Source organism: Shewanella sp. MF08487 (assembly GCF_050848685.1).
In the GTDB taxonomy this organism is placed as follows: Bacteria; Pseudomonadota; Gammaproteobacteria; order Enterobacterales; family Shewanellaceae; genus Shewanella; species Shewanella glacialipiscicola.
In genome coordinates, this window is the sequence record NZ_JBOZPB010000025.1 from 13,535 (window position 1) to 36,262 (window position 22,728).

The 22,728-nt window shown below is 45.5% G+C and carries 25 protein-coding genes; 16 read left to right on the forward strand and 9 right to left on the reverse strand.

Features of this window, described 5'->3' with window-relative positions:
• Positions 1 to 2 precede the first annotated feature (2 nt).
• Positions 3 to 1,589, reverse strand: a complete 1,587-nt coding sequence (locus ACRN9H_RS15810; protein WP_432314994.1) for an alpha/beta hydrolase — start codon at positions 1,587 to 1,589, stop codon at positions 3 to 5.
• A 437-nt stretch (positions 1,590 to 2,026) separates the two neighbouring features.
• On the opposite strand from ACRN9H_RS15810, the gene ACRN9H_RS15815 reads away from it, so the two are divergent.
• The 3 genes from ACRN9H_RS15815 (at position 2,027) to ACRN9H_RS15825 (ending at position 5,186) form a co-directional block, all read left to right on the forward strand.
• Positions 2,027 to 3,835, forward strand: a complete 1,809-nt coding sequence (locus ACRN9H_RS15815) for an AMP-dependent synthetase/ligase (protein ID WP_432314996.1) — start codon at positions 2,027 to 2,029, stop codon at positions 3,833 to 3,835.
• A 265-nt stretch (positions 3,836 to 4,100) separates the two neighbouring features.
• Positions 4,101 to 4,511, forward strand: a complete 411-nt coding sequence (locus ACRN9H_RS15820; protein WP_432314997.1) for an acyl-CoA thioesterase — start codon at positions 4,101 to 4,103, stop codon at positions 4,509 to 4,511.
• Positions 4,512 to 4,637: 126 nt separating this feature from the next.
• Positions 4,638 to 5,186 carry an HPP family protein gene (locus tag ACRN9H_RS15825; RefSeq protein ID WP_432314999.1) on the forward strand — a complete coding sequence of 183 codons (549 nt, stop codon included), beginning with the start codon at positions 4,638 to 4,640 and terminating at the stop codon, positions 5,184 to 5,186.
• A 21-nt stretch (positions 5,187 to 5,207) separates the two neighbouring features.
• Here ACRN9H_RS15825 and ACRN9H_RS15830 read toward each other — a convergent pair whose 3' ends face one another.
• Positions 5,208 to 5,471, reverse strand: coding sequence for a GNAT family N-acetyltransferase (locus ACRN9H_RS15830; RefSeq protein ID WP_432315000.1), 264 nt, complete (start codon positions 5,469 to 5,471; stop codon positions 5,208 to 5,210).
• Positions 5,472 to 5,532: 61 nt separating this feature from the next.
• Positions 5,533 to 5,961, reverse strand: a complete 429-nt coding sequence (locus ACRN9H_RS15835; protein WP_432315083.1) for an acyl-CoA thioesterase — start codon at positions 5,959 to 5,961, stop codon at positions 5,533 to 5,535.
• Between the two features lie 209 nt (positions 5,962 to 6,170).
• On the opposite strand from ACRN9H_RS15835, the gene ACRN9H_RS15840 reads away from it, so the two are divergent.
• The 6 genes from ACRN9H_RS15840 (at position 6,171) to ACRN9H_RS15865 (ending at position 9,909) form a co-directional block, all read left to right on the forward strand.
• The gene (locus ACRN9H_RS15840) at positions 6,171 to 6,530 is read left to right on the forward strand and encodes a MerR family transcriptional regulator (protein WP_432315002.1); all 360 of its coding nucleotides are present in this window, start codon (positions 6,171 to 6,173) and stop codon (positions 6,528 to 6,530) included.
• Positions 6,531 to 6,597: 67 nt separating this feature from the next.
• Positions 6,598 to 7,176 (forward strand): NAD(P)H-dependent oxidoreductase, encoded by a 579-nt coding sequence (locus tag ACRN9H_RS15845; protein ID WP_432315004.1) that lies wholly within the window; start codon positions 6,598 to 6,600, stop codon positions 7,174 to 7,176.
• 25 nt (positions 7,177 to 7,201) lie between these two features.
• On the forward strand, positions 7,202 to 7,597 hold the full coding sequence (locus ACRN9H_RS15850; RefSeq protein WP_432315006.1) for a GFA family protein: 396 nt from the start codon (positions 7,202 to 7,204) through the stop codon (positions 7,595 to 7,597).
• Between the two features lie 3 nt (positions 7,598 to 7,600).
• Positions 7,601 to 7,957, forward strand: coding sequence for a MerR family transcriptional regulator (locus tag ACRN9H_RS15855; protein ID WP_432315008.1), 357 nt, complete (start codon positions 7,601 to 7,603; stop codon positions 7,955 to 7,957).
• Between the two features lie 205 nt (positions 7,958 to 8,162).
• Complete coding sequence (locus tag ACRN9H_RS15860) at positions 8,163 to 8,549, forward strand: carboxymuconolactone decarboxylase family protein (RefSeq protein ID WP_432315010.1); 387 nt, start codon at positions 8,163 to 8,165, stop codon at positions 8,547 to 8,549.
• A 268-nt stretch (positions 8,550 to 8,817) separates the two neighbouring features.
• On the forward strand, positions 8,818 to 9,909 hold the full coding sequence (locus tag ACRN9H_RS15865) for a hypothetical protein (RefSeq protein WP_432315011.1): 1,092 nt from the start codon (positions 8,818 to 8,820) through the stop codon (positions 9,907 to 9,909).
• Positions 9,910 to 10,023: 114 nt separating this feature from the next.
• On the opposite strand, the gene mtnC is transcribed toward ACRN9H_RS15865, so the two are convergent.
• Positions 10,024 to 10,704, reverse strand: a complete 681-nt coding sequence (gene mtnC / locus ACRN9H_RS15870) for an acireductone synthase (RefSeq protein ID WP_105253037.1) — start codon at positions 10,702 to 10,704, stop codon at positions 10,024 to 10,026.
• A 380-nt stretch (positions 10,705 to 11,084) separates the two neighbouring features.
• Between mtnC and ACRN9H_RS15875 the strand changes: the two genes are divergently transcribed.
• Entirely contained in the window at positions 11,085 to 11,513 is a 429-nt protein-coding gene (locus ACRN9H_RS15875; protein ID WP_432315013.1) for a hypothetical protein, read from the forward strand.
• A 12-nt stretch (positions 11,514 to 11,525) separates the two neighbouring features.
• Here ACRN9H_RS15875 and ACRN9H_RS15880 read toward each other — a convergent pair whose 3' ends face one another.
• Positions 11,526 to 11,678: a hypothetical protein gene (locus ACRN9H_RS15880; RefSeq protein ID WP_432315015.1), complete on the reverse strand. Its 153-nt coding sequence runs from the start codon at positions 11,676 to 11,678 to the stop codon at positions 11,526 to 11,528.
• Positions 11,679 to 11,881: 203 nt separating this feature from the next.
• On the opposite strand from ACRN9H_RS15880, the gene ACRN9H_RS15885 reads away from it, so the two are divergent.
• Positions 11,882 to 12,406 carry a protein tyrosine phosphatase family protein gene (locus ACRN9H_RS15885; RefSeq protein WP_432315017.1) on the forward strand — a complete coding sequence of 175 codons (525 nt, stop codon included), beginning with the start codon at positions 11,882 to 11,884 and terminating at the stop codon, positions 12,404 to 12,406.
• 159 nt (positions 12,407 to 12,565) lie between these two features.
• Here ACRN9H_RS15885 and ACRN9H_RS15890 read toward each other — a convergent pair whose 3' ends face one another.
• The 3 genes from ACRN9H_RS15890 to ACRN9H_RS15900 form a co-directional block, all read right to left on the reverse strand.
• Positions 12,566 to 13,162 (reverse strand): Crp/Fnr family transcriptional regulator, encoded by a 597-nt coding sequence (locus tag ACRN9H_RS15890; protein ID WP_432315019.1) that lies wholly within the window; start codon positions 13,160 to 13,162, stop codon positions 12,566 to 12,568.
• Between the two features lie 205 nt (positions 13,163 to 13,367).
• Positions 13,368 to 14,078, reverse strand: coding sequence for a purine-nucleoside phosphorylase (gene deoD, locus ACRN9H_RS15895; protein WP_432315021.1), 711 nt, complete (start codon positions 14,076 to 14,078; stop codon positions 13,368 to 13,370).
• 15 nt (positions 14,079 to 14,093) lie between these two features.
• Positions 14,094 to 15,314: a NupC/NupG family nucleoside CNT transporter gene (locus ACRN9H_RS15900; protein ID WP_432315023.1), complete on the reverse strand. Its 1,221-nt coding sequence runs from the start codon at positions 15,312 to 15,314 to the stop codon at positions 14,094 to 14,096.
• A 249-nt stretch (positions 15,315 to 15,563) separates the two neighbouring features.
• On the opposite strand from ACRN9H_RS15900, the gene ACRN9H_RS15905 reads away from it, so the two are divergent.
• Together ACRN9H_RS15905 and ACRN9H_RS15910 are read left to right on the forward strand one after the other, a co-directional pair.
• Entirely contained in the window at positions 15,564 to 16,127 is a 564-nt protein-coding gene (locus ACRN9H_RS15905) for a MarR family winged helix-turn-helix transcriptional regulator (protein ID WP_432315025.1), read from the forward strand.
• Positions 16,120 to 16,872 (forward strand): siderophore-interacting protein, encoded by a 753-nt coding sequence (locus tag ACRN9H_RS15910; RefSeq protein ID WP_432315027.1) that lies wholly within the window; start codon positions 16,120 to 16,122, stop codon positions 16,870 to 16,872. The genes ACRN9H_RS15905 and ACRN9H_RS15910 overlap by 8 nt, the downstream gene beginning before the upstream one ends.
• Positions 16,873 to 16,989: 117 nt before the next feature.
• Here ACRN9H_RS15910 and hutI read toward each other — a convergent pair whose 3' ends face one another.
• The gene (gene hutI / locus ACRN9H_RS15915; protein WP_432315029.1) at positions 16,990 to 18,216 is read right to left on the reverse strand and encodes an imidazolonepropionase; all 1,227 of its coding nucleotides are present in this window, start codon (positions 18,214 to 18,216) and stop codon (positions 16,990 to 16,992) included.
• A 193-nt stretch (positions 18,217 to 18,409) separates the two neighbouring features.
• Between hutI and hutC the strand changes: the two genes are divergently transcribed.
• The 3 genes from hutC to hutH all read left to right on the forward strand — a co-directional run bounded on the left by hutC (position 18,410) and on the right by hutH (position 22,533).
• Positions 18,410 to 19,117 (forward strand): histidine utilization repressor, encoded by a 708-nt coding sequence (hutC, locus tag ACRN9H_RS15920; RefSeq protein ID WP_432315030.1) that lies wholly within the window; start codon positions 18,410 to 18,412, stop codon positions 19,115 to 19,117.
• 154 nt (positions 19,118 to 19,271) lie between these two features.
• Entirely contained in the window at positions 19,272 to 20,960 is a 1,689-nt protein-coding gene (hutU, locus tag ACRN9H_RS15925) for a urocanate hydratase (protein ID WP_432315032.1), read from the forward strand.
• Between the two features lie 31 nt (positions 20,961 to 20,991).
• Positions 20,992 to 22,533, forward strand: coding sequence for a histidine ammonia-lyase (gene hutH / locus ACRN9H_RS15930; protein ID WP_432315033.1), 1,542 nt, complete (start codon positions 20,992 to 20,994; stop codon positions 22,531 to 22,533).
• Positions 22,534 to 22,728: the final 195 nt, after the last annotated feature.

A 22,728-nucleotide genomic window follows, 5' to 3' on the forward strand; every position in this document is an offset into this window, starting at 1 on the left:
GCTTATTCCTTAGCTCCAGTGCTGGCGTGATCATCTGTTGTCGTGGTTTTTGTGCTGGTCGCATTAAGCGGTTCCACCGAGCTGGCATTTAAATAAAAGCTGCGGCGCACATCTTTGTTTAAACACTCGCCGTCGAGATCGTTGACTGAGCCCGAGCGAACGAGATCGGCAATCAGGTTATTGGCGCAGGATTGATAGGCCACTCCATGGGTCGCGTAGGGTGCAACAAAGTGCTTGGCATTACTGAGTTTTTCCATCGCTAACTCGCCCCAGCTTGGTGGGGTGGCGGGGTCTATTTCGCCGGATAACAATAAGGTTGGAATGTTGCTGCTGATAGGTTCGCTAAAGCTGTTATCGACCGCAGGGACTTTCCATATTGAACAAGTCGCCTCTAAGCCTTCGAGCATGGTTCTGCCCATAAAGGATTTTTTGGCCTGCTCGCGCATGGCTGGCGTAATACGGTGCATATCTTCACCACAGACGACCGATGCGTGCATGCCCATCGCCATACCGCCATTTTCTAGGGTAAGGGCGTATAGACCGAGAATGGGTTGGAAATTATGTTTCGCGGCTTGGTGAATCGCATGGGGTACTAAGGCGCGCACATTAGCCTGATACAGCGCCATGCGAATCGAGCCATAGAATTTACCGCGCGTCATCGTCAGCATAGTTTTTTCACCGCTGACAGGATCGTAAACATTTTCCATCACTGGTGCCCTAGCGAGTGATGCGGCAACCTGTTCAAATTCAGCTTTAAGCTTAGGAAACTGGGCATGGCAAGCGGTGGTTTCTTGGCAATCCTTAAACAGTAAATCAAAACCACGATCAATTGCCGCGCCGATTTCTAAAACACTTTGCTGCATTGGCACTATGCCGTCTAAGGTCACTGTGGCTAAGTGCTCGGGGTACAAACGCATGTAAAGTTGCGCCATACGTGTGCCGTAGGAAATGCCGTAAACATGCAATTTTTTGTAGCCTAGATGCTGGCGCACGGCTTCGAAGTCTTTAATCGCATTAAGGCTGCCGTATTGGGTCACGTCAGCGTCGAGTTGCTCGAGGCATTTTTGTGCCTCAACTAAGGTATCAACATTGTCATCATTGAATGACAGCGGAGATTGTGCCCCTTCATCACAGGTCAATATATTCGAGCGGCCTGTGCCCCGTTGATCAATCAGCAAAATGTCTCGCTGTTGGCGTACTTTACTGAGCATGGCATCAAAACCCGCGGCGTTGTCTATAGCCGATTGCCCCGGGCCGCCGGCAATGGCTAACAAGGCTTCTTCATGGTTGGCATTTTTCACCGCCGGCAATATCACATAATGTACTTGGATTTGTTTGCCATTGGGTTTGTTAGGATTTTCTGGCACAGTCACAAAGCCGCAATTTAAACGGTCTGATACGCCTTCAACATAACAAGTGTCTGTCTTACTTGCTGTTTGTTTATCTTGACTGATTACATCACTTGCCCAAGTGGCTGTACTGGCGATAGTCAGCAGAAGTACGCTTAATATATAGCGAGGCCTTAACCTCGTCGTCGCAAGGCGTTGAACTGCTCGGTGGGACTTCCTGTGTGTCGTGCCGCGTATCATAAGCGCTTTCCTTTTTGCAGTTCAGGAGGAACTTTTATTTAATTAGAATTATATCAATGCATTAATATAGTGTGTGAAGCTAATGTTAGCGCTTTTAAATGTCAACTTTAGTCGTGGATAATCTACTTACAAACCATCATACGGATAAATCGTACGATTAATGGTGAGTGTCTATCTGTCTTGTTTTTGTGGCGTAATGGTTCACTGAATGGCTGCTTTATATCAGATAGGCTATTGATGTTAATAGGAAAAGACGTGATGATTTGGGGGAGCAAAAAGCATTGGAAGGAGGGCGTGATACAAACTTAACTGAATGTTTATAGCGTGATTTAGGCTGCATTTGCACAAGATTAGAGCAAAAACTCTTAGATTTTATTTAGCCTTCAGGTAGAATGCGAAAAAAGCGGTACACTTGTAAGCTAAAAGGTGAGTCATTTATGTCTCTTGAACAATATCATGTTATTCGACTATTACAGCAGCAGAGTCAGTCTTTAAAAGACGCCATTGCGCTGCAAGGTTTCGAAATGGCCGCGCCTTGGTCTTTGGTGAGCTGGCAAGCATTCGATCACATTAGCAGTAAAATTGCACAAGTGTTGATTCAACTCGGCGTACAAGTGCAAGACCGCTGTATTATTTTGGCGCAAAACTGCCCGCAGTGGACCTGTGCCGATATTGGTACACTCAAAAGTCGTGCCGTTGTGGTACCTATTTATCCCACCAGTACCCTTGAACAGGCGAGCTTTATCGTTAATGATGCTGCCGCTAAAGTCATCTTTGTGGATGATGCTAAGCAATATGCCATGGCCTGTGAGCTACAAAAGCTATGCCCCAGTCTAGAGCATGTCATTGTATTCGATGCCAGCGTGGCTCTTGCTGCTAATAAGGTTGAGCAACACAGGCATTTAGACACTTTGCTAGCTGCTAACGATGAGCTGGAGGCTGAACAAAAAGCCGAACTTAATCAACGTCTACAAGCGGCTAATCTCGACGATTTACTGACCCTAATTTATACCTCTGGCACGACGGGCGACCCGAAGGGCGTGATGCTGGATTACCGCAACATGGCTTCGACTATACGCCAACATGATCAAAAGCTGGCTTTTCAGAGTGGCGATGTGTCTTTGGCATTTTTACCACTAAGCCATGTGTTTGAGCGCAGTTGGAGTTTTTACGTTTTGTGCCGCGGCGGTCATAACGTCTATTTGCAAAATACCCAAAGAGTAAAAGAGGCGATTAGCGCCGTACGTCCACATACTTTATGCGTTGTGCCGCGTTTCCTCGAAAAAGTTTATAGCGCCGTACAAGATAAAGTAGCCAAATCACCCGCTAGCCGTAAAAAGCTGTTTGCTTGGGCAATGCGTGTCGGTCAACGGCAGTTTGAAGTTGCTCAGGGTCGTGCCAAAGGTGGATTGTGGCTATCACTACAAGGGCGTTTGGCGCATAAACTCGTATTTAGCAAGCTGCACGCGGTGCTTGGCGGCCGGCTAAAGTTTATGCCCTGCGGCGGTGCAGCCTTAGATATTAATGTGGGTAACTTCTTCCACGCTATCAATATTCCAGTGCTATGTGGTTATGGCATGACAGAAACCAACGCTACAGTGACCTGCAACACCTTAGACAATCGTGTACCAGGTTCAAATGGTCAACCTTTGCTGGAAACTGAAATCAAACTGGGTAAAGATGACGAGATACTTGTGCGCGGTGCTGCTGTGATGCGTGGCTATTATAATCGCCCAGAAGATACCGCCGCCGCCTTTGAGGATGGTTGGTTAAAAACCGGTGATGCAGGGCGTTTTGATACTAACGGTAACCTATTTATTACCGACCGTATTAAAGAGTTGATGAAAACCTCCAACGGTAAATACATTGCGCCACAAAGGATTGAGGGTGCTGTGGGCTGTTGTCCTTTTATTGAACAAGTGGCCATTATTGCCGATGCTCGTAACTATGTGACTGCCTTGATTGTGCCTGCGTTTGAGTCTCTGGAAGCGTGGGCAAAAGACAAGGGCCTCAAGTATGAGTCAACTCTAGAATTGCTGCGCCACAGCCACGTAGTCGCGCATTTTGAGCAACGTCTGAAACAGTTACAGCATGAGTTAGCAGGTTTTGAGCAAATCAAAAAGTTCACTCTATTGCCTGATGCGTTTTCGATGGAAGCAGGGTTAATCACCCCAACACTCAAGTTACGGCGTAAGATGATTTACCATAAATATGCTCACGAAATTAATGCAATGTACAACAACTGATCATTAAGTTGTTGTTACTAAAGGCCGCTATGCGGCCTTTTTGTTTTTAATTATAGGCGTTGAGTCTAGTCTGTTTTGGGTTTGTTTGGACGTTTGGGTCTGTTAGGCTATGTATAAATATGACTGTGGCCATTTATTAAAGTCGCCAATATTTTTCACGATAGATAACATTGATACCAAACCCCGTTCAGCCATCAGGGGTCACCCGTCAAACTTAAATTACCCTGTAGTTGATTTATAAATAACAATAAAAAAGGAAGTGTGCATGTCAATTACTGAATACAGCCTCGAAATATCCCCAAGATTCACCGAAACCGATGGGCTAGGTCATATCAACAACACCGTGATCCCCGTGTGGTGTGAGGCGGCGCGTAAGCCAATCTTTGAGATTTTTAACCCAGAGTTGGATTTGCAACATTGGAATCTTATTGTCGCAGGGTTTACGGTGGCCTTTATTGCACCGACTTATTACGGTAAAGACGTGACGGTGAAAACCTACGTGAGCCGCATCGGTAACAGCAGCTTTGAGCTGACACAAACCTGTTGGCAGGCTGGACATAAGACGGCAGCGGTCAAAACGACGTTGGTGCATTACGACTATAAAATTGAAAAAAGTTGCCCTATTACAGAGAATATCCGTGCAGTACTAGCGGGCTTACAAGGTGAAATTATTTAATGTTTCGCTAATCTTGGTTAAGCGCAATTGCAATTGCGCTTGTTTAACGTTAATTTTGCGCCCGTAAACTGTGATACAGGTCAATCATCTGTAATGCATTGATAATATTCAGCCCGGATTAACACAATGAGATTCTACTTTACCCGCATGCGCTCTAAAGATATTTGTCCACCTAGACAACCACTTAAAAAAATAGTGTGGTCGTGGGTTGGCGCATTTTGTGGTATCTACCTAGTGGCTAGTCTTGCTTTTTATTTTAGTGAAAACCCAATCGGTACCATGTTTGTGATTGGCTCATTTGGTGCATCGGCAGTACTAGTGTACGGCGCACCGCTGGCAGAGTTTTCTCAGCCGCGTAATTTGATTGGTGGCAGTGTGTTATCGGCCTTAATTGGGGTCGCAGTGTACCAAGTGTGTGGCGATTATGTGGTGCTGTCGAGCGCCTTAGCGGTATCTCTGTCTATCGCATTCATGTACCTGACTCGTACTCTTCATCCTCCGGGCGGCGCAACGGCATTGATTGCCGTGATTGGCGGTGAAAACGTGCATCAACTCGGCTTTCTTTACGCGTTAATGCCAGTGTTCCTCGGCTCAGTATTACTCTTACTGGTCGCGCTGGTGGTCAATAACCTCTCCACCGATCCCAAGCGCCATTACCCTGTGTATTGGATTTAGCGAACTCGTTTTTAAATCTGCCTATTTTAAAAACTTCTGTACATACCAGCAGCTGGCTTGGATAGTAAAGTCTTGGCCTTTAGCCCACTTTAAGCCGTGGCGCACTAAGCGTTCGGCAAGGCCTTTACCGCGCAGTTCGTTGGGGACAAAGGTGCGGCTAAAATCAATATCCTTGTCTGATAATTGGTATTCCAACACGGCTTCATAGCCATCGACAGGGATAATGAAACGCTGTCTATCCTGTTGATGTTCAATGGCTATCTCGATTTTTTCGTTATCTGACATACATGCTTCCCTCAAGGTATGGCCTAAAGTGTGCTGGCAATTCGTTATTGATTTGAATAGCTTAAGCAACTTCGTGTTGTTTGAGAATTGTCAGCAGTTCTGCTGGTAACTCAGCTTTTTTGCCCGTTTTAAAGTTAAACATTACGGCGACTGAAGTACCTAACGTCGTCACTGCCTGCTGCTGTTTACTAAAAGCTTGATAATGCATGGTAAATCTATCGCTGTGAATATCGCTAATGCTGACACTTACCAATAAAGTATCGGGGAAAGTCACTGGGCGTTTATAGCGAGCCTGATTTTCGCTGATTACGGGGCCAATGCCGGATTGATACAGGGTATCTAGCGGGAAGAGGCGATTGAAAAAGTCGATACGTGCCGTTTCAAAATAGCGGAAATACACCACATTATTAACATGTTGTAGGGCATCCATTTCACCCCATGCAACGGGGATTTCTGTGACTATAGGGTGCTGTGCGAGAAACTTATCCATTGCCTGTTCTTGTACACATTCTTGTGGTTGCTCTTGCAGCTGTTCTTGTTTAAATCCCATGATAAAAATCCCAAGTTAAAACGCTCGTTTAAGCGGCCAGACTAGCAGCATAAGATTGCTGCGACAAGTCTTGGCCTAAGCTGATACTGTGGCTGATAATGGCAAGCAATGCAGATATGAGTAATGTCTTTAAAGGGTTAGGTTGAGCTATGTATATTGGACAAGCGGCAAAGCAAACAGGGCTGTCGATAAAAGCGATTCGCTTGTATGAGGAGTGGGGGCTTATCGACACTCCCGCACGTCAGGGGCGTTATCGTATTTATAGTGCGGCGGATATTAGGCTGTTGTTGCTGATCAAAGAGGCCAAAGCCCTCGGCATTAAGCTTGTCCAACTAAAAGATTTACTCGAACAAGGCGATAAGCATGCTCAGTTAGCCACAGTGCAGGTTTTTTTGTTGGGTATTAGAGCGGATTTTTTACGCCAGATAAGTGAATTAGAACATAAAGTCACTCAGTTAGATGCCTGTATTGATGGGCTCTCCTCCTGTGAATCACAGCTGTTACCTTAGGTCTTGACTCTCCCCTTAGGGGCAGAGTTTATGCTATTTGCCACATTGACTGTTATGGCGTTTCATCGTGGCAAAAAAGATTTTAGTGATCTGTGGTAACCCTAAGGCGCAGAGTTTTTGTGAGCATCTGGCTGAAACCTATGCCAAAGCGGCGGCAGATAAACACTCAGTGAGAATCGTCAAACTAGCTGAGCTGAATTTTGACCCGAATCTGACCTATGGTTATCGTCAACCTCAGCCACTCGAAGCCGATTTGCTAGCGTTTCAAGCGAATATCCAGTGGGCGGAGCATGTGGTGATTATCACACCGATTTGGTGGGGCGGTATTCCTGCTAAGTTTAAAGGCTTAATCGATAGGACATTTTTATCTGGATTTGCATTTAAATATGAGAAAGGTAAATTGATACCCGCTAAGTTGCTGCGCCATAAAACCTCGAGAATTATCATGACCATGGACACGCCGCCTTGGTATTACAAGTGGTTTCAAGGCGCTCCCGCGCTCAAACAGCTTGATACCGCCACCTTAGTATTTAGTGGTTTTAAGCGGGCTAAATCCAATATGTTGGGGCCATTGATGAGTGCTAAGGAGCCGCAATTGCAACAATGGCGAGCGTTGGTGCAGCGGCTTGGGAATTTAGGTTTATAGAATCTAGCGAAACAAGGAGTGGGGTGTGATTAAACAAGTAGGCAATACTCTTATTCAGCCAAAACACAGAGCGTCTTGCCATTGCGGTGCCGTGGTATTGGAGTTGTCATTGCCTAATGGCATCGAAAATCCACGCCGTTGCGATTGCTCTATCTGTCGTCGTAAAGGGGCCATTGTTGGCTCTGTGCCGCTGGCGGGGATCACGATCCTCAAGGGTGAAGATGTACTGAAATACTATGAATTCAATACCAAAACTGCCAAGCATTACTTTTGCTCCAACTGCGGTATTTACACCCATCACCAGCGGCGTTCCAATCCTCATGAATATGGTTACAACATTGGTTGCCTCGAAGGCGTTAATCCATTTGAGCTAGAAAATGTGCCCACGAATGATGGCGTTAACCATCCTGCGGATCGTTAGATTATGAACATAGGTCAGTTTGCTGCACTCACTGGATTGTCGGCGCACACGCTCAGATATTACGAGAAAATCGGCTTGCTGCAGTCTGTGGTGCGAAATGTGAGCGGGCATCGCGACTATGCCGCGAAAGAAGCAGAATGGATTGGGTTTATCAATCGTTTAAAAGAAACGGGCATGCCGCTAAAGCAGATTTTAACCTATGCCAAGCTGCGTGCTCAAGGCGATACAACCGCAGGCCAGCGGCAGCAATTACTTGAGCAGCATGCCTCACAATTGGCTGAGCGTATTCGCCAAGAGCAGGAGCATTTGGCTGCCCTTAAGCAAAAAATTCACTATTACCAAACTCATTTTAGTGGCTAAGCTCAGTCGCTAACATTTGTGGTTAAATGTTAAAAAGCTAATATTATTTACTTTTCTATTTGCTTGCGCCTCTAGTCGGCGAGTTAAACAGAGGGTTAGTTTTACGGATCCGTATTGCCTGTGTCATGCATCAATGAACCATTGACTTAGAGTTAACTCTAAGGTTTAGGCTGCTTGCTGTGATTTAATCCAACAGGAGCTAAAAATGAGTAATCAAAGATATGTGCAGGGCCTCGCTAAGCTGACTGAAATCGACGGTGAGGCGGGGGAGAAAGTCATCCGCAGTCTTGCCGATATTTGCCCCGACTTGGGCAAGTACATTATTGAATATCCTTTTGGGGATATTTATCAGCGTGAAGGGCTCGACCTTAAGACGCGGGAGCTAGTGACAGTTGCCGCACTCACGGCGCTAGGGCATTGCCAGCCACAGTTAAACGTACATATTAATGGCGCATTGAATGTCTGTTGTACGCCGCTGGAAATTGTTGAGGTGATATTGCAAATGTCGGTTTATGCTGGCTTTCCTGCTGCACTTAATGGCATGTTTGTCGCTAAAACCGTATTTTCCGAGCGGGAGTTAAGCGTCGTTTAGTTAGTCCTGAGTCAGGTTTATCGATTTGCAAAAGTGACCATAAGGCCGCTTTGATTTCCTCTCTAGTTCATTTTAGTTAGATTTAAACTGGCGATGGGGTGTTGCAGAGCTTTCATTCGACTCTAAACAGAACATTCGACTTTGGCTAGCGAATAGCCAAACTGACCAATGTAACGAGATTGAGTGGCGCAGTTGTCATCACTGTGCTTTGCACATTACAGTGGCAAATGTTGCCCGTCTTACTATTTCAATGGAAAGTAAAACAATAATGAATTTAATCGGTTACATTGGGTCTGCTCGCCAATACTTGCGAAAGCTTAGCTTACCATCACTGAGTGAAATCCGTTTAGGTTTGGGCAAGTTCTGGCGCTGTCTTATCCAAGGGGTGGCTAAGTTATCCTTTGCGCAAAAGCTGTATCTTATTGCTTTGATATTAGCTTTTAGTAGCGAGTTAATGGGGTTGGTCGCTGTGATTGCCGTAATCGCTATGGCCATCGAGTTTTGGCCTGTGTTCGAGCGGGTTTGGCACAGTTTGGCGGGCAAAGCTGTGTTGTTGCTGTTTTATGCGATGATTGCCAACTTTGCTTTGGGCTGGTCTGGCGCGATAGTTAACGAAGTGGTTGGGGTCTCAGCAAGCGATCTCAATTACACCCATAACTTAGCGATTCTACTCTATATGCCCGCTTGGTTTTTGATGGTAAGCGCGATTGTGCTGCTGGCATTACAGTTGATTATTCCTGTCTATTTAGTGTTGATTTTTTTGCTTAAACCTTTAGGTGTCAAATCGTTACGGCTTACCTCGCATACTTCATTCCGTAAAACGACTTTTTTGATCCGTATCGTGCTAGCGACTGTGGTTTTGTATCACTTGAGCCTGTTAATTGATTTAGAGACGCGCATTGAAACCTCATTTGGCAACTTTATTACCTCTCCCCAAGAAGCCGCTAAGCATGTGCCTCGCAAGCCTAAATCGGGACGGTTGCCGGATGCGACCGATGTGTTGACTGTACCGATTGTAGAGCTAACTCAGACTGCTCTTGATTCTGAAAGCGATAAATCGAGCAAGGCTGAGAATAGTAATGATGACGGCGAGCTGGAAGAGGAAGAGCGCAAAAAGGCCTACGCCTCGGTGCGAACTCAATATCAGTACTTAGTGCGGCAATGGCTAGCTACGTTCGCATTTTCACTTGAAGCCAATGGCCGCTCGCGTTGTAAAAAGCCTGCCGAGTCGAATGTGATTGAATTAAATGATTACGAGATTTTGTTGATCACACCCGATAAGAATGCGGATTATGGTTATCGTTTTGAGGTGGAAAAATGTATCTCGGCCGCGTTTCCGCTGGCGCTGAAGGGCAATTGAATCAATTAATAAAAAAGCGACCACAAGGTCGCTTTCGTTTTATAGGCTAAATCAGCTTGAGCTGACTGAGTCGACTATCGTGCTATTCAACTATCACGTTATTCAACAATCGCATTATTCAATCAGCAGCTCATCGAAGCTGCTGATTTTGCGGAATTCGCCAGTGCGCTGCTTGCTGTCGCGAACCATTTGGCAGGTCATCATACCCGCAGCGTCGGCAGCCTTTAACTCTTCAATAACATCAGACACAAACAGCACTTGTTTGGGGCTCAAACTGATGGTGTTGAGGATATTGCAGTAAGCCTGCTTATCTAATTTGTTGCCCGTGCGGGTGTCGAAATGGCCGTTAAACATTTCAGTTAAATCGCCGCCGTCACTGTGGCCGAACAACAGTTTTTGCGCGTCGACAGAGCCGGATGAAAAGCTGTAAATACGCAGATTTTGTGCGCTAAAACGTTTTACCGCTTCAATAAAGTCTGGGAAGATATGGCCCTTAAATTCGCCATGGGCATAGCCTTGCTTCCAAATTAACCCTTGTAAGGTTTTAAGTGGCGTAGCTTTACGGTCTTCGTTGACCCACTGTTGCAGGATCTCAGTTACACGCGCTAAGTCAGCCTCCGGCTCTAGGGCGATATCTTTAGTGTCACAAATACAGTTTTCAACCAATACATTGTGTTGGTTCTGTTCTAAAAAGTCTGGCAAGGCTTTGACAGAATAGGGGAATAGTACATCTTGGATAAAGTTTAGGTCTGTCGTGGTGCCTGCTGTGTCTACGACTATGGCTCTGATACCCATAATGTTTTGATACTCCACAATATGTTGGCTAAAAAAGTGCTACGTCGATCCTAAGCGTTATTGGCAATATTGGCTAGTCTATTTCGCCCAAGTAGATGGGCAAATTGTGGTCGATATCACTAAGCGGTGAAATTGAAATTTGATTAATCTAATAATTTTAAAAGCTTATCTACTGATCATCTGAGAAAGCCTGCGCTTGATACTGCATTTTATCTATTTTTTCGTGCACTATTCTGTGACGAACATAAGACTATAGTCTTAATAGCTAAGGGAAATTTAGGCTGCTATTGTAGTTTACGCCTTGTTTCTACCTTATGTTGCATAGGCAGTCATTTTGGGGTGACGCAGGGGAATTTTATGGCCAATAAGAGAGATGTTAAATGAAATATTTACCCGCTGTTGGTTTTGGTATCTTATTAGCTTTATTGAGTTTTATCAGCTTCTCATTGGTCGCCAGCGCAGGTTATATGTTAGACATGCTGAGCGGCGCGTCGAATATTAACCAGAACAGTGTGGAGTATCTTTTGTTGGCGGCTCATGATGCGAGTTTGCTGATATTGATTGCGGGCCTAGTGCTTTATGCTTACCACAGGATATTTCCTACACTTCCCTTCGATTGGTTTGCCGCTGTGTTTATCCAAATGCCACTTGGTTTAGCAGTGCTGGTACTCGATGGCATTAACTTCAACTTACTGTCATTTAAAGGTTTTGCACTGACGTTGACGACCTTTACTGCCTCTTTTGGGGTGTTAATCATATTTTGGCTATTGCAGCGCAAAGCGAAGCGCTTGCAGGCTATGTCCAGCTAATAGTTGCCGAATTTACAGGACATAACGTAGACGCGGCGCGGTTTGCTCAATAGATAACAGCGCCAGCCATTGTTCCCGTATTTCTACTATCTCTTTTGAATAATCGGTAATCAGTACATCAGCGGCAAGCGCTAACATGCGTAGCATTTGTCGTGGATTATTCACTGTCCATACACGCACTTGCTATGTGCACTATCGATAAATTTACAGCCTAGAGCTGAACCTCAGAGATAAAAAATCTGTCTTGCGTCACAGCGTTAGATATAAGGCGCGGATTGCAGGGTCATGATCTGAACTTTGGCTGAATTGAGTTATCACAGCATTATCCATGTGATTATTAATCTTCAAATCTACCGAGGAAGCGCTTAATGAAACAAGCCGCGTTGATTGCCTTATTGCTGTGTTCACCACTCGTGTATGCCGACATAGATAATATTGAAAAGATAAATGATATTAGTGCATTGCAGCAAAATAATAGCCAATTGCTGAGTTCTGGTTTACCAGGTGAGTCGCAATTTACTCAACTTAAACAAACCGGTGTTGATGTGGTGATTAATCTGATGCCTGATAACAATAAAGGTGCTCATCAAGATGAGGCTAAGTGGGTGACGCAAGCAGGCATGGAGTATGTATATATTCCGGTCGATTGGCAAAATCCACAACTTACCGATGTGGAAACCTTCTTTAAGGCTATGGATGCGCACGCAGGCCAAGATATTTTAGTGCATTGCTTTGCTAACTATCGCGCCTCAGCATTTGTTTATTTATATCAGTTAAAACAAGGTAAGAAGCCCGATATGGTGCAGACTATGGCTCCATGGGGTGACGAGTTAGCCCGTTATCCACAGTGGCAAGTGTTGCTAAATGAAGTTCGCACTAAGTATAATTTTTGATTTATCAATATAGTAGCAGGTATAAAATATCGGTTGATAAATAAATCGATATTTTTATTTGAATATAACGTAGCTCTATTTTCATATTTTTATATGAATTAAGTGAGTGGTTTACTTATATTGTAGTATGTCGGCGCTAATAAATAGTCAACTAGGTTTTTAAAGATCTATTATTTGGTAAAAAGGTTTGGTTTTTATTATTTTCCCTTCTTGAATTAATTCATTAATAATACGTCGATATGAGCGCGTTGTAATGCCGAGTTTTTTAGCGCCTAATGTGGAAGATAGCTTAAACTGTTCTTCATTAGCTAGGTTTCTCGCTTCTAATATTTGGTTGATAATGCTGGCTTTAGTCGGTTGTGTTAGATTACTGATGAGCTCGTGCATATTTCTATTATATCGTTTAGTAATCAAAGAAGTAATATACATAAACATATCTGAGTTTTTTTCTACAATTTTTATAAAATTAGCTTTAGATATCCGATATAATGTGCCTGATTTATTAGATCGCACACTAAATAAAGAGCTATTGTTTTCTTGGAAAAACTCCATCTCACCTAAAAAACCGGTATAGTCATCTTCTACTTTTAGAATAAACTCATTACCACTTGAATTGATATAAGATATTGTTAAGCTGGCATTATTACAAAATAGTAATTCTGACACTTGCTTAGATTGTCTAAGTAAGTAGGTATTCTTACTGTACTTAATCTCTGCAATACCAATAGCCTTAACAATAGTAGTAATGTCTTCCATAAGTATCTGTACTGTAGTCAATAGCATGTAATTTAACATTTGATTATACGCTTGCGCTATTGAATAGCAATCTATACTTATATATGCAACATTGAGGCTGTGGATTGATCTTGTGAGTTTTATTTACTGTCTAGTTATAATAAATAAGTGGCTAAAAGGATTAGCCACTTATTAACGTGTAGTCTTTAGGGTGATATTAAGACCGTTATATTTTAAGTGCGGTTTCTAATGCCACTTTAACCATTTCATGCAGATCGGTTCTGCGTTCATCCGCGGTTAAATATTCATGGCGAGTAATATGGTCTGTGACTGTGCACAGTGCGAGCGCGCGGCATTGATGTTCAGCAGCAAGTGTATAAAGCGCATTCACTTCCATCTCGACACCAAGTACGCCATATTTTGCCATTACAGCGTAATCGTTTTCATTAGGGCGATAAAAGAGATCTGATGAAAATACATTACCGACTTTAAACGTAACTGAGGTTGTTTTTAACACTTCATAGCACGCTTGTAATAGCTCGAAGTTTGCGATGGCGGCAAGATCGTGATCTAAAAATCGAATTCGATTTGTTTTAGAGTCAGTTGAAGCGCCCATAGCCACAATCAAATCTTTTAAGTGGATATTATCTGATATTGCACCGCAACTACCGACTCTAATAAAGTTTTTCACACCAAAGGTTGTCATGAGTTCATGAAAGTAGATAGAGGCTGAAGGTGCCCCCATACCATGGCCCATAACAGAAATGGCTTTAGACTTATATGTGCCTGTAAAGCCTAACATTCCACGAATATTCGTGACTTCTCTAACGTCTTCTAAATAGGTTTCCGCAATGAGCTTTGCTCGCAGTGGATCGCCTGACATGATAATGGTTTCTGCAAAATCACCTGGATTTGCATTGATATGTGGAGTCGACATGTTTCACCTCAAAATTTATATTAAAGACACTAGGCCGCCAGCAATAGTGCCGGACATTAAATTAGCTAAAATGGCTGCCAAAAGAACTTTTGGACCAATTTGAGAGATAATTTCTCTTTTATCTGGACACATAGCAGCGATGCCACCGACGACCATGGCAAGGGAGCCAATATTGGCAAATCCACACAGACTGAACACGACAATTGCCTGTGTTTTATCTGACAGGGTGCTGGAGATTTCTAAAAAATGGATGTAAGCAACAAACTCATTAATGGCAATCTTTTGCCCAATAATTGAACCTGCTTGTATTGCCTCTGACCAAGGTACACCCATTAAAAATGCCAGTGGTGCCAGTAGGTAACCAATGATCATTTCTAGCGTAAGATTATCAATACTGAACAAGTGACCAAAACCACCAATGAGTCCGTTTAATAAAGCGATAAGCGCGACAAACGACACTAATAATGCGGTAACAGTGATGACTTGGTTCATCCCCATTAACGAACCATCGGTAATGGCTTCGAGTAAACCTTTAGGCTGCTCTGCTGCATCAATTTCGATTTCATTTTTGACTAAATGTTGTTCTGTTTGTGGACACAATAACTTGGCAAATAACAGACCCGCTGGCGCGGTCATGAAACAGGCTGTGAGAATATATTTAGGATCAATACCTAGGTTGATGTAGCCCACCATAGTACCACCGGCAACACTGGCTAATCCGCCTGTCATCACGGCAAATAACTCTGAACGAGTCATGTTTTTTACGAGTGGACGCACCATCGAAGGCGCCTCAATCGGGCCGACAAAGATATTGGCTGTAGCAGAGAGTGATTCAGCTTTACTGGTACCTAATACTTTGGCAAGCACGCCACCAATGATATTGATGACAAACTGCATTACTTTTAAATAGTATAGAACTGAGATCAACGCAGAGATGAATATCACGACACATAGGACGTTGATCACGAAAACGAAACCCACTTTATAATTGGCTAAGTCGCCAAAAACAAAGCTTAAACCCGCATTCGAGAACGCGATAACGCTGTTGACGCCACTACTCATGGCTTCAATAATAGTGACACCTACTGGTACAAACATTACAAATGCACCCAGTAGAATTTGCAGAGTTAATGCGCCTCCAACCGTTTTAAATTTTACATGGCGTTTATTCTCAGAGAATAAATAACCAATCAAGATCAGAACAGCAACACCGATACAGCTCATTAGTGTAGACATAGGTTAATCCATCATTTTTTGTAGAAGATCATTTTTGTTGTAGATGAATCATTGAGGATTTTTTCTATAAAAAAACGGACATTTTTCCGATTTAATCATAAAAATGTGCTTATTTGCTGCACATCACAGGGGCGTGCAAGCTTAGCCTTAAATGTTAAGCGGTATGTCATCCTCTTATGACTTGATATAGTTGACTTAGTCAATTAAATTCAATATTGTTGATATAGTCAGCTATTTAGAGAGTTTGTTATGCAGTCATTGTCACTGAGCGAAACCTTGCACACCTTAGTCCATGCCTATAAAAAACAATTACGTAGTGATATTGCTGCACAAGAGATTAATTTACCTGTCACTCATATCCGTGCATTAAAGGGAATTTGTCGTAATCCAGAATCAACGGCTCAGTCTATTGCCCTGCGGATGCAGCGGGATAAAGCGCAAATCACTCGAGTGCTCAATGAACTGCAGCAGAGTGGCTTGATTACTAAAGTGGATAACCCTAAAGATGGTCGTAGCCAGTTACTGCGGCCAACGGCTGAGGGGGAAAAAATTATGAGGCAGGTCAATATCTCTGAGCGCAAAACAGTCGCGCACATGACGCAGGCACTCAGCCCTGATGAAGTCGACACTTTTATTCAACTTGCCAACAGAATAAGTAAGAGTGTCGATGAGGCCGCTAGCGCGAATAGCGTAATGCAAAAAAGATTGTCTACTGAGCGTCAAAGCTCTGTGGAAAAAATAAGTATTACACCACAGCTAATAGCAGAACACGCAGGTGTAGAGCCTTTAATTGAGGAGAGTCACAATGAATAAGCCGCCGCCACGTGAGCTACAAGTTATCCGCAGCACTTATATCACCCCGCATATGTTACGCATCACCTTAGGCGGTGCGGGATTGGCTGGATTTCCTGCCGATCAAGAGAGTGCCTATATCAAGTTGTTATTCCCACAAGCGGGTGAGCGTCCATTAATGCGAACTTACACTATCCGTCAGCAACGCGATGATGAAATCGATGTGGATTTTGTGCTGCACGATACCGACGGCCCCGCGTCGAGTTGGGCGAAAACGGCGCAGGTGGGCGAACTCATTCAAATTGGCGGACCCGGACTTAAAAAACTGATCAACTTTGAGGCAGATTGGTTTTTACTCGCAGGTGATATGACCGCCTTGCCCGCAATTAGCGTGAATCTGGCACAATTACCAAACAATGCAGTGGGTTACGCTGTGATTGAAGTATTGAGCGAAGCCGACATTCAGCCTCTTGTGCATCCCGAAAATATTGAGCTGCATTGGGTGATCAATCCTGAGGCCGATCCCGAAGGTCGCCCTTTGGTTGAGCGGATTGCCCAATTACCTTGGCTTACTGGCGAGCCCGCCGTGTGGATTGCTTGTGAATTTAACAGCATGCGCGCGCTAAGACGACACTTCAAGCAAGCGCATTCACTGCCCAAGAGCCATTTTTATACCTCGAGCTATTGGAAAATTGGCTGTAATGAGGGCGAGCATAAGCTGGTAAAACAAGAAGATGAGCAGTTAGAAAATGGTGCCAGTGCTTAAGCTTAAATCCTGTTGTTAAACAAACCGAGCTATTAAACAAGATAAGGTCGCCAAGTTTGATTTTGCGACCTTATTTTATTTTCTACTTATGCCACATTTGCGGCGAGTACGCGCATTCTATTGGTGTACTAACTTGCCATTCTTCACCACATATTTGCAGGGGTTGACGCCATAGCTGTAGGCCAACTGCGCAGGCGTGGCGATATCCCACAGGCAAAAATCGGCCTGTTTACCAACGACTAAACTGCCGACATTATCTTCAATCCCGAGTGCCTTGGCGGCATTTAAGGTGAGGCCTTTTAAGGCTTCTTCTGGCGTTAAGCGGAACAAGGTACAGCCCATATTCAGCATCAACAGGGTTGAGCAAATGGGTGATGAACCTGGGTTGAAATCGCTCGCCAGAACCATAGGTACGCCGTATTGACGCAGTAAATCGATAGGTGGTTTTTGGGTTTCCCGCAAAAAGTAAAACGCGCCTGGCAGTAGTACGGCGCAGGTGCCGCTTTCACTTAAGGCTTTTACACCTGCCTCATCTAAATATTCGATATGATCCACAGACTTAGCGCCAAGACGTGCGGCCAGTGCGCTGCCACCCATATTAGTTAACTGCTCGGCATGGAGCTTAATCTCTAATCCCGCTGCTTTGGCTGCGCTGAGTACGCGTTCTGTTTGCTCAAGGTTAAAGGCGATATTCTCGCAGAACACATCCACTGCATCGGCAAGATTTTCGGCGATCACTGCGGGTAGCATCTTATTGATAATTAAGTCGACATAGCCATCGCTATTGTCTTTATATTCTGGCGGAATCGCATGGGCGCCGAGGAATGTGGTCTTCACATCTACATGGTGATGCTTGCCGAGCTCGCGGGCGACACGCAGGATTTTCAATTCAGTTTCAGTATCTAAGCCGTAACCCGATTTGATCTCAACCGTAGTCACTCCTTCTTTGGCGAGCGCGTTTAAGCGTTGGCGGCCGAGTTCAAATAATTCTGCTTCATCTGCTTCGCGGCAGGCCTTAACGGTTGAAATAATGCCGCCACCCGAGCGGGCTATTGCTTCGTAACTCGCGCCCTGTAGGCGTAACTCAAATTCATTGGCGCGATTACCGGCAAAGATTAAGTGTGTGTGGGCATCAATCAATCCTGGAGTGATCCAGCCGCCTTTGCCCCTGTAAACGGGAATGGACAACACATCGAAGGCGGGCAGTTCGCTGCGGGGGCCAAACCAAGCAATTTTGCCATCTTTTACTGCGATAGCCGCGTTGGTAATCGCGCCATAAGGTGTTGATATGGAAGGGTCCATAGTGGCTAAGTTAACGTCTATCCAAACCTGATCCCAAGACATGTATTCCCCTCGCTGTGCTGGCATTTTGCCCCTGCGCAGTCGTTATCATTGAAAATTATGTGAGCTAGCTTGTATTTTCTTGTATATACAAGCTAGGATTGTAGCCGCTATTTTAATCGTTTGAAAGCGTCGTTACATTCGCTAGCGTGAGCTTATTCGCTCGCATTTATTATCTCAGTTTAAAGGAAATGTCTTGGCTATTCCTAAGTTTGCCGAAATTAAGCAATACATTATCGCGTGTATCGAGTCGGGCGAGTGGGAAGAAAATGCCCGTGTACCGTCTGAGAATCAACTCGCTGAATTGTTTACCTGTAGCCGGATGACGGCGCGGCGTGCGTTAACCGAGCTGACGGATAGCGGCGTACTCGAACGCTCCCAAGGGCTTGGCACCTTTGTCGCTGGGCGTAAATCCCAGTCATCTATGTTGGCGATCCGCAATATTGCCGATGAGATAAAAGACCGCGGCCACGGCTATAGCGTGCAGCAATGGGTGTTAGAACAAGTCGTGGCGAGTACGAGTATCGCAATTTCCCTTGGGCTTGAGCATGGTGCGGCAGTCTTCCATTCGATCTTAGTGCATTGCGAGCAGGGCTTACCGCTGCAAGTCGAGGAGCGTTATGTGAATCCCGAGTTGGTGCCCGATTATTTATTGCAGGATTTTACCCAGCAGACACCCCACGAATATTTGTCGCAGATAGCGCCGCTCACCGAAGCACACCATACGATTGAGGCGATTATCGCCAGCGCCGAATTACAGCAAAGGCTCGAAATCCCCGCCACTGAGCCCTGTTTACAGATTTTACGCCGTACTTGGTCGCGCCAAGGTGTCGTGAGTTTTGCAAGGCTAGTTCATCCCGGTAGCCGCTTTAAACTCGGCGGCCACTTAACCTTTAGTAAGTAACGCCAGTGGCGTTATTAACAATGTAAATCAGTAACTTTGATAGCTGTACCCTTATAAGTTAAAAGATAAAAATACAATAAAAACAATAGTGCTAACCCGTATTAGCGACTTAGCGAATACGAGTTAGCACCACAGGTTGAAAGAGGAAAATTCAATGGATAAGCGCCACGACCCAAGCCGCCGCATTATTGCACCGCATGGAACAACATTAAGCTGCAAAAGCTGGTTGACCGAAGCGCCAATGCGCATGTTAATGAACAACTTACACCCCGATGTTGCCGAGCGCCCAGAAGACTTAGTCGTCTATGGTGGTATTGGCCGCGCCGCCCGCGATTGGGATTGCTACGACAAAATCATCGAAGTCTTACAACGCCTCGAAGATGACGAAACCTTATTAGTGCAATCGGGCAAACCTGTGGGTGTATTTCGCACCCACGCCGATGCGCCGCGCGTATTAATCGCTAACTCAAACCTAGTACCACATTGGGCGAACTGGGAGCATTTCAACGAGTTAGATAAGCTAGGTTTGGCCATGTACGGCCAGATGACGGCGGGTTCGTGGATCTACATTGGTACTCAAGGCATAGTTCAAGGCACCTACGAGACTTTCGTTTCTGTAGCGAAACAGCACTTTGAGGGTGTCTCCAAAGGCAAATGGATCCTCACTGGCGGGCTAGGTGGCATGGGCGGCGCACAAACGCTGGCGGGCACTATGGCTGGCTTCTCGGTGTTAGCCTGTGAAGTCGACGAGACTCGCATCGATTTCCGTTTGCGCACTCGTTATGTCGACAAAAAAGCCACTTCGCTCGATGAAGCATTGGCGATGATTGAAGAGGCAAACCAAGCTGGCAAGCCAGTATCAGTGGGCTTATTAGCGAACGCCGCCGATGTGTTTGCTGAACTGGTTAAGCGCGGCGTTACACCTGATGTCGTAACCGACCAAACCTCGGCCCACGATCCATTAAACGGTTATCTACCGCAGGGTTGGACTATGGCTGAGGCCGCCGTCATGCGTAAAACCGACGAAGCTGCTGTAGTTAAGGCGGCAAAAGCCTCGATGGCGGTGCAAGTACAAGCCATGCTCGATTTGCAAACTGCCGGTGCAGCTACCTTAGATTACGGTAACAACATTCGCCAAATGGCGTTTGAGATGGGCGTTGAAAACGCCTTTGATTTCCCAGGCTTTGTACCTGCTTATATTCGCCCGCTGTTCTGTGAAGGTATTGGTCCATTCCGCTGGGTGGCGTTATCTGGCGATCCAGAAGATATCTATAAAACCGACGCTAAAGTCAAAGAACTGATCCCCGATAATCCACACCTACACAATTGGTTAGACATGGCGCGCGAGCGTATTGCCTTCCAAGGTCTGCCAGCGCGTATCTGCTGGGTTGGCTTAAAAGATCGCGCTCGCTTGGCGTTAGCCTTTAACGAAATGGTTAAAAATGGTGAGTTGTCGGCGCCCGTGGTAATTGGTCGCGACCACTTAGATTCTGGCTCTGTTGCCAGCCCGAACCGTGAAACCGAATCTATGCTGGACGGCTCAGATGCGGTATCCGACTGGCCATTATTGAATGCACTACTCAACACCGCCAGCGGCGCAACTTGGGTGTCGCTGCACCACGGCGGCGGCGTCGGCATGGGCTTTAGCCAACATTCGGGTGTGGTCATTGTGTGTGATGGCACAGATGCGGCGGCAAAACGGGTTGGCCGCGTGTTGTGGAACGACCCCGCGACAGGCGTGATGCGTCATGCCGATGCGGGCTACGAGATTGCGAAAAACTGCGCCAAGGAGCAGGGCCTCGATTTACCTATGCAAGACAAGCCGATGCTAACGACTCAATAACAATAATAACTAAAAGCTTGGAGCTAAAAATATGAAATCTGTGAATCACTTAGTGTTAACGCCGGGCAGCTTGAGCCTAGCGCAATTGCGCGAAATCAGCCGCCATAAGCTGACACTGGAACTCGCACCAGAGGCCATTACCGATATCAACACCAGTGCGCAAATCGTGCAAAAAGTGTTGGATGAAGGCCGTACCGTTTACGGCATCAACACGGGCTTTGGCTTGTTGGCCAATACCAAGATAGCGCCCGAAGATCTGCAATTGCTGCAACGTTCTATCGTGTTGTCACATGCCGCTGGCACGGGGCAATACATGCAAGATGCCACAGTGCGCTTGATGATGGTGTTAAAAATCAACTCATTAAGCCGTGGTTTTTCAGGCATTCGTTTAGAAGTGATTAACTTCTTAATCAGTTTAGTGAACGCCGAAGTGTATCCCTGCGTGCCAGAAAAAGGCTCTGTTGGCGCCTCGGGTGACTTAGCGCCACTGGCGCACATGTGTTTGCCTATGCTGGGCGAAGGCGAAATGAGCTATCGAGGTGAGTTAATTTCCGCCGCCGAAGGTTTAGAAATCGCCGGCCTTAAGCCAATCGATTTAGCGGCCAAAGAAGGGCTAGCTTTGCTTAATGGTACACAAGCCTCGACTGCGCTGGCGTTAGAAGGGTTATTCCACGCCGAAGACTTGTTTGCAGCAAGTTCAGTGATCGGCGCCATGAGTGTTGAAGCGGCGATGGGCAGTCGTAGCCCGTTCGATCCTCGCATCCATGCAGCCCGTGGTCAGAAGGGTCAAATCGATTCGGCCATGATTTTCCGTCATCTATTGGGCGAAGAGTCTGAGATAAGCCTTAGCCATGCAAACTGTGAAAAGGTGCAAGATCCTTACTCACTGCGCTGTCAGCCACAGGTGCTGGGTGCTTGTTTGACCCAAATTCGCCACGCGGCCGATGTGTTAGGCACTGAGGCCAATGGTGTCACCGATAATCCATTAGTGTTCCAAGACACGGGCGATATCATTTCAGGCGGTAACTTCCATGCTGAACCCGTTGCTATGGCGGCGGATAACTTAGCGATTGCGATTGCTGAACTAGGCTCCATTGCTGAGCGTCGTATCGCGCTATTGATCGATTCTAGCCTGTCGAAACTGCCCCCTTTCCTTGTGAAAAACGGTGGGGTGAACTCAGGTTTTATGATTGCTCAAGTCACGGCTGCGGCATTGGCGTCAGAGAATAAAACCTACGCCCATCCCGCATCGGTAGACAGCTTACCGACCTCGGCCAATCAAGAAGATCACGTCTCTATGGCGACCTTCGCGGCGCGCCGTTTACGTGATATGAGCGAAAACACCCGCGGCGTATTAGCGATTGAATGGTTAGCGGCAGCGCAGGGATTGGATTTTCGTGCGCCGTTAGTGCCAAGTTCAGCCGTGGCTAAGGCCAAAGCCGAACTACGTGAAGTGGTCGCCTATTACGATAAAGACAGATATTTTGCCCCCGATATTGAGGCGGCTATTGATCTACTTTATTGCGCCAGCTTTAACCTGTATTTGCCAGCAGGAACGCTGCCCAGTGTTTAAATGGTTCGATGCGGGAAAGCATTAACAGGTGGAAGCGCATAAAAATGCTGAAAGTGTGGGCTCAAGCAATTAGCTTGAGCCTTTTTTTATACTTTTTGTCCATTTTTAAGGATTTTTAACTTTGTACTTTGAGGGCGTTTAACACCGCGGACAGGCAATTTTTTTCACCTTTCTTTACATTGTCAATTTCTAATT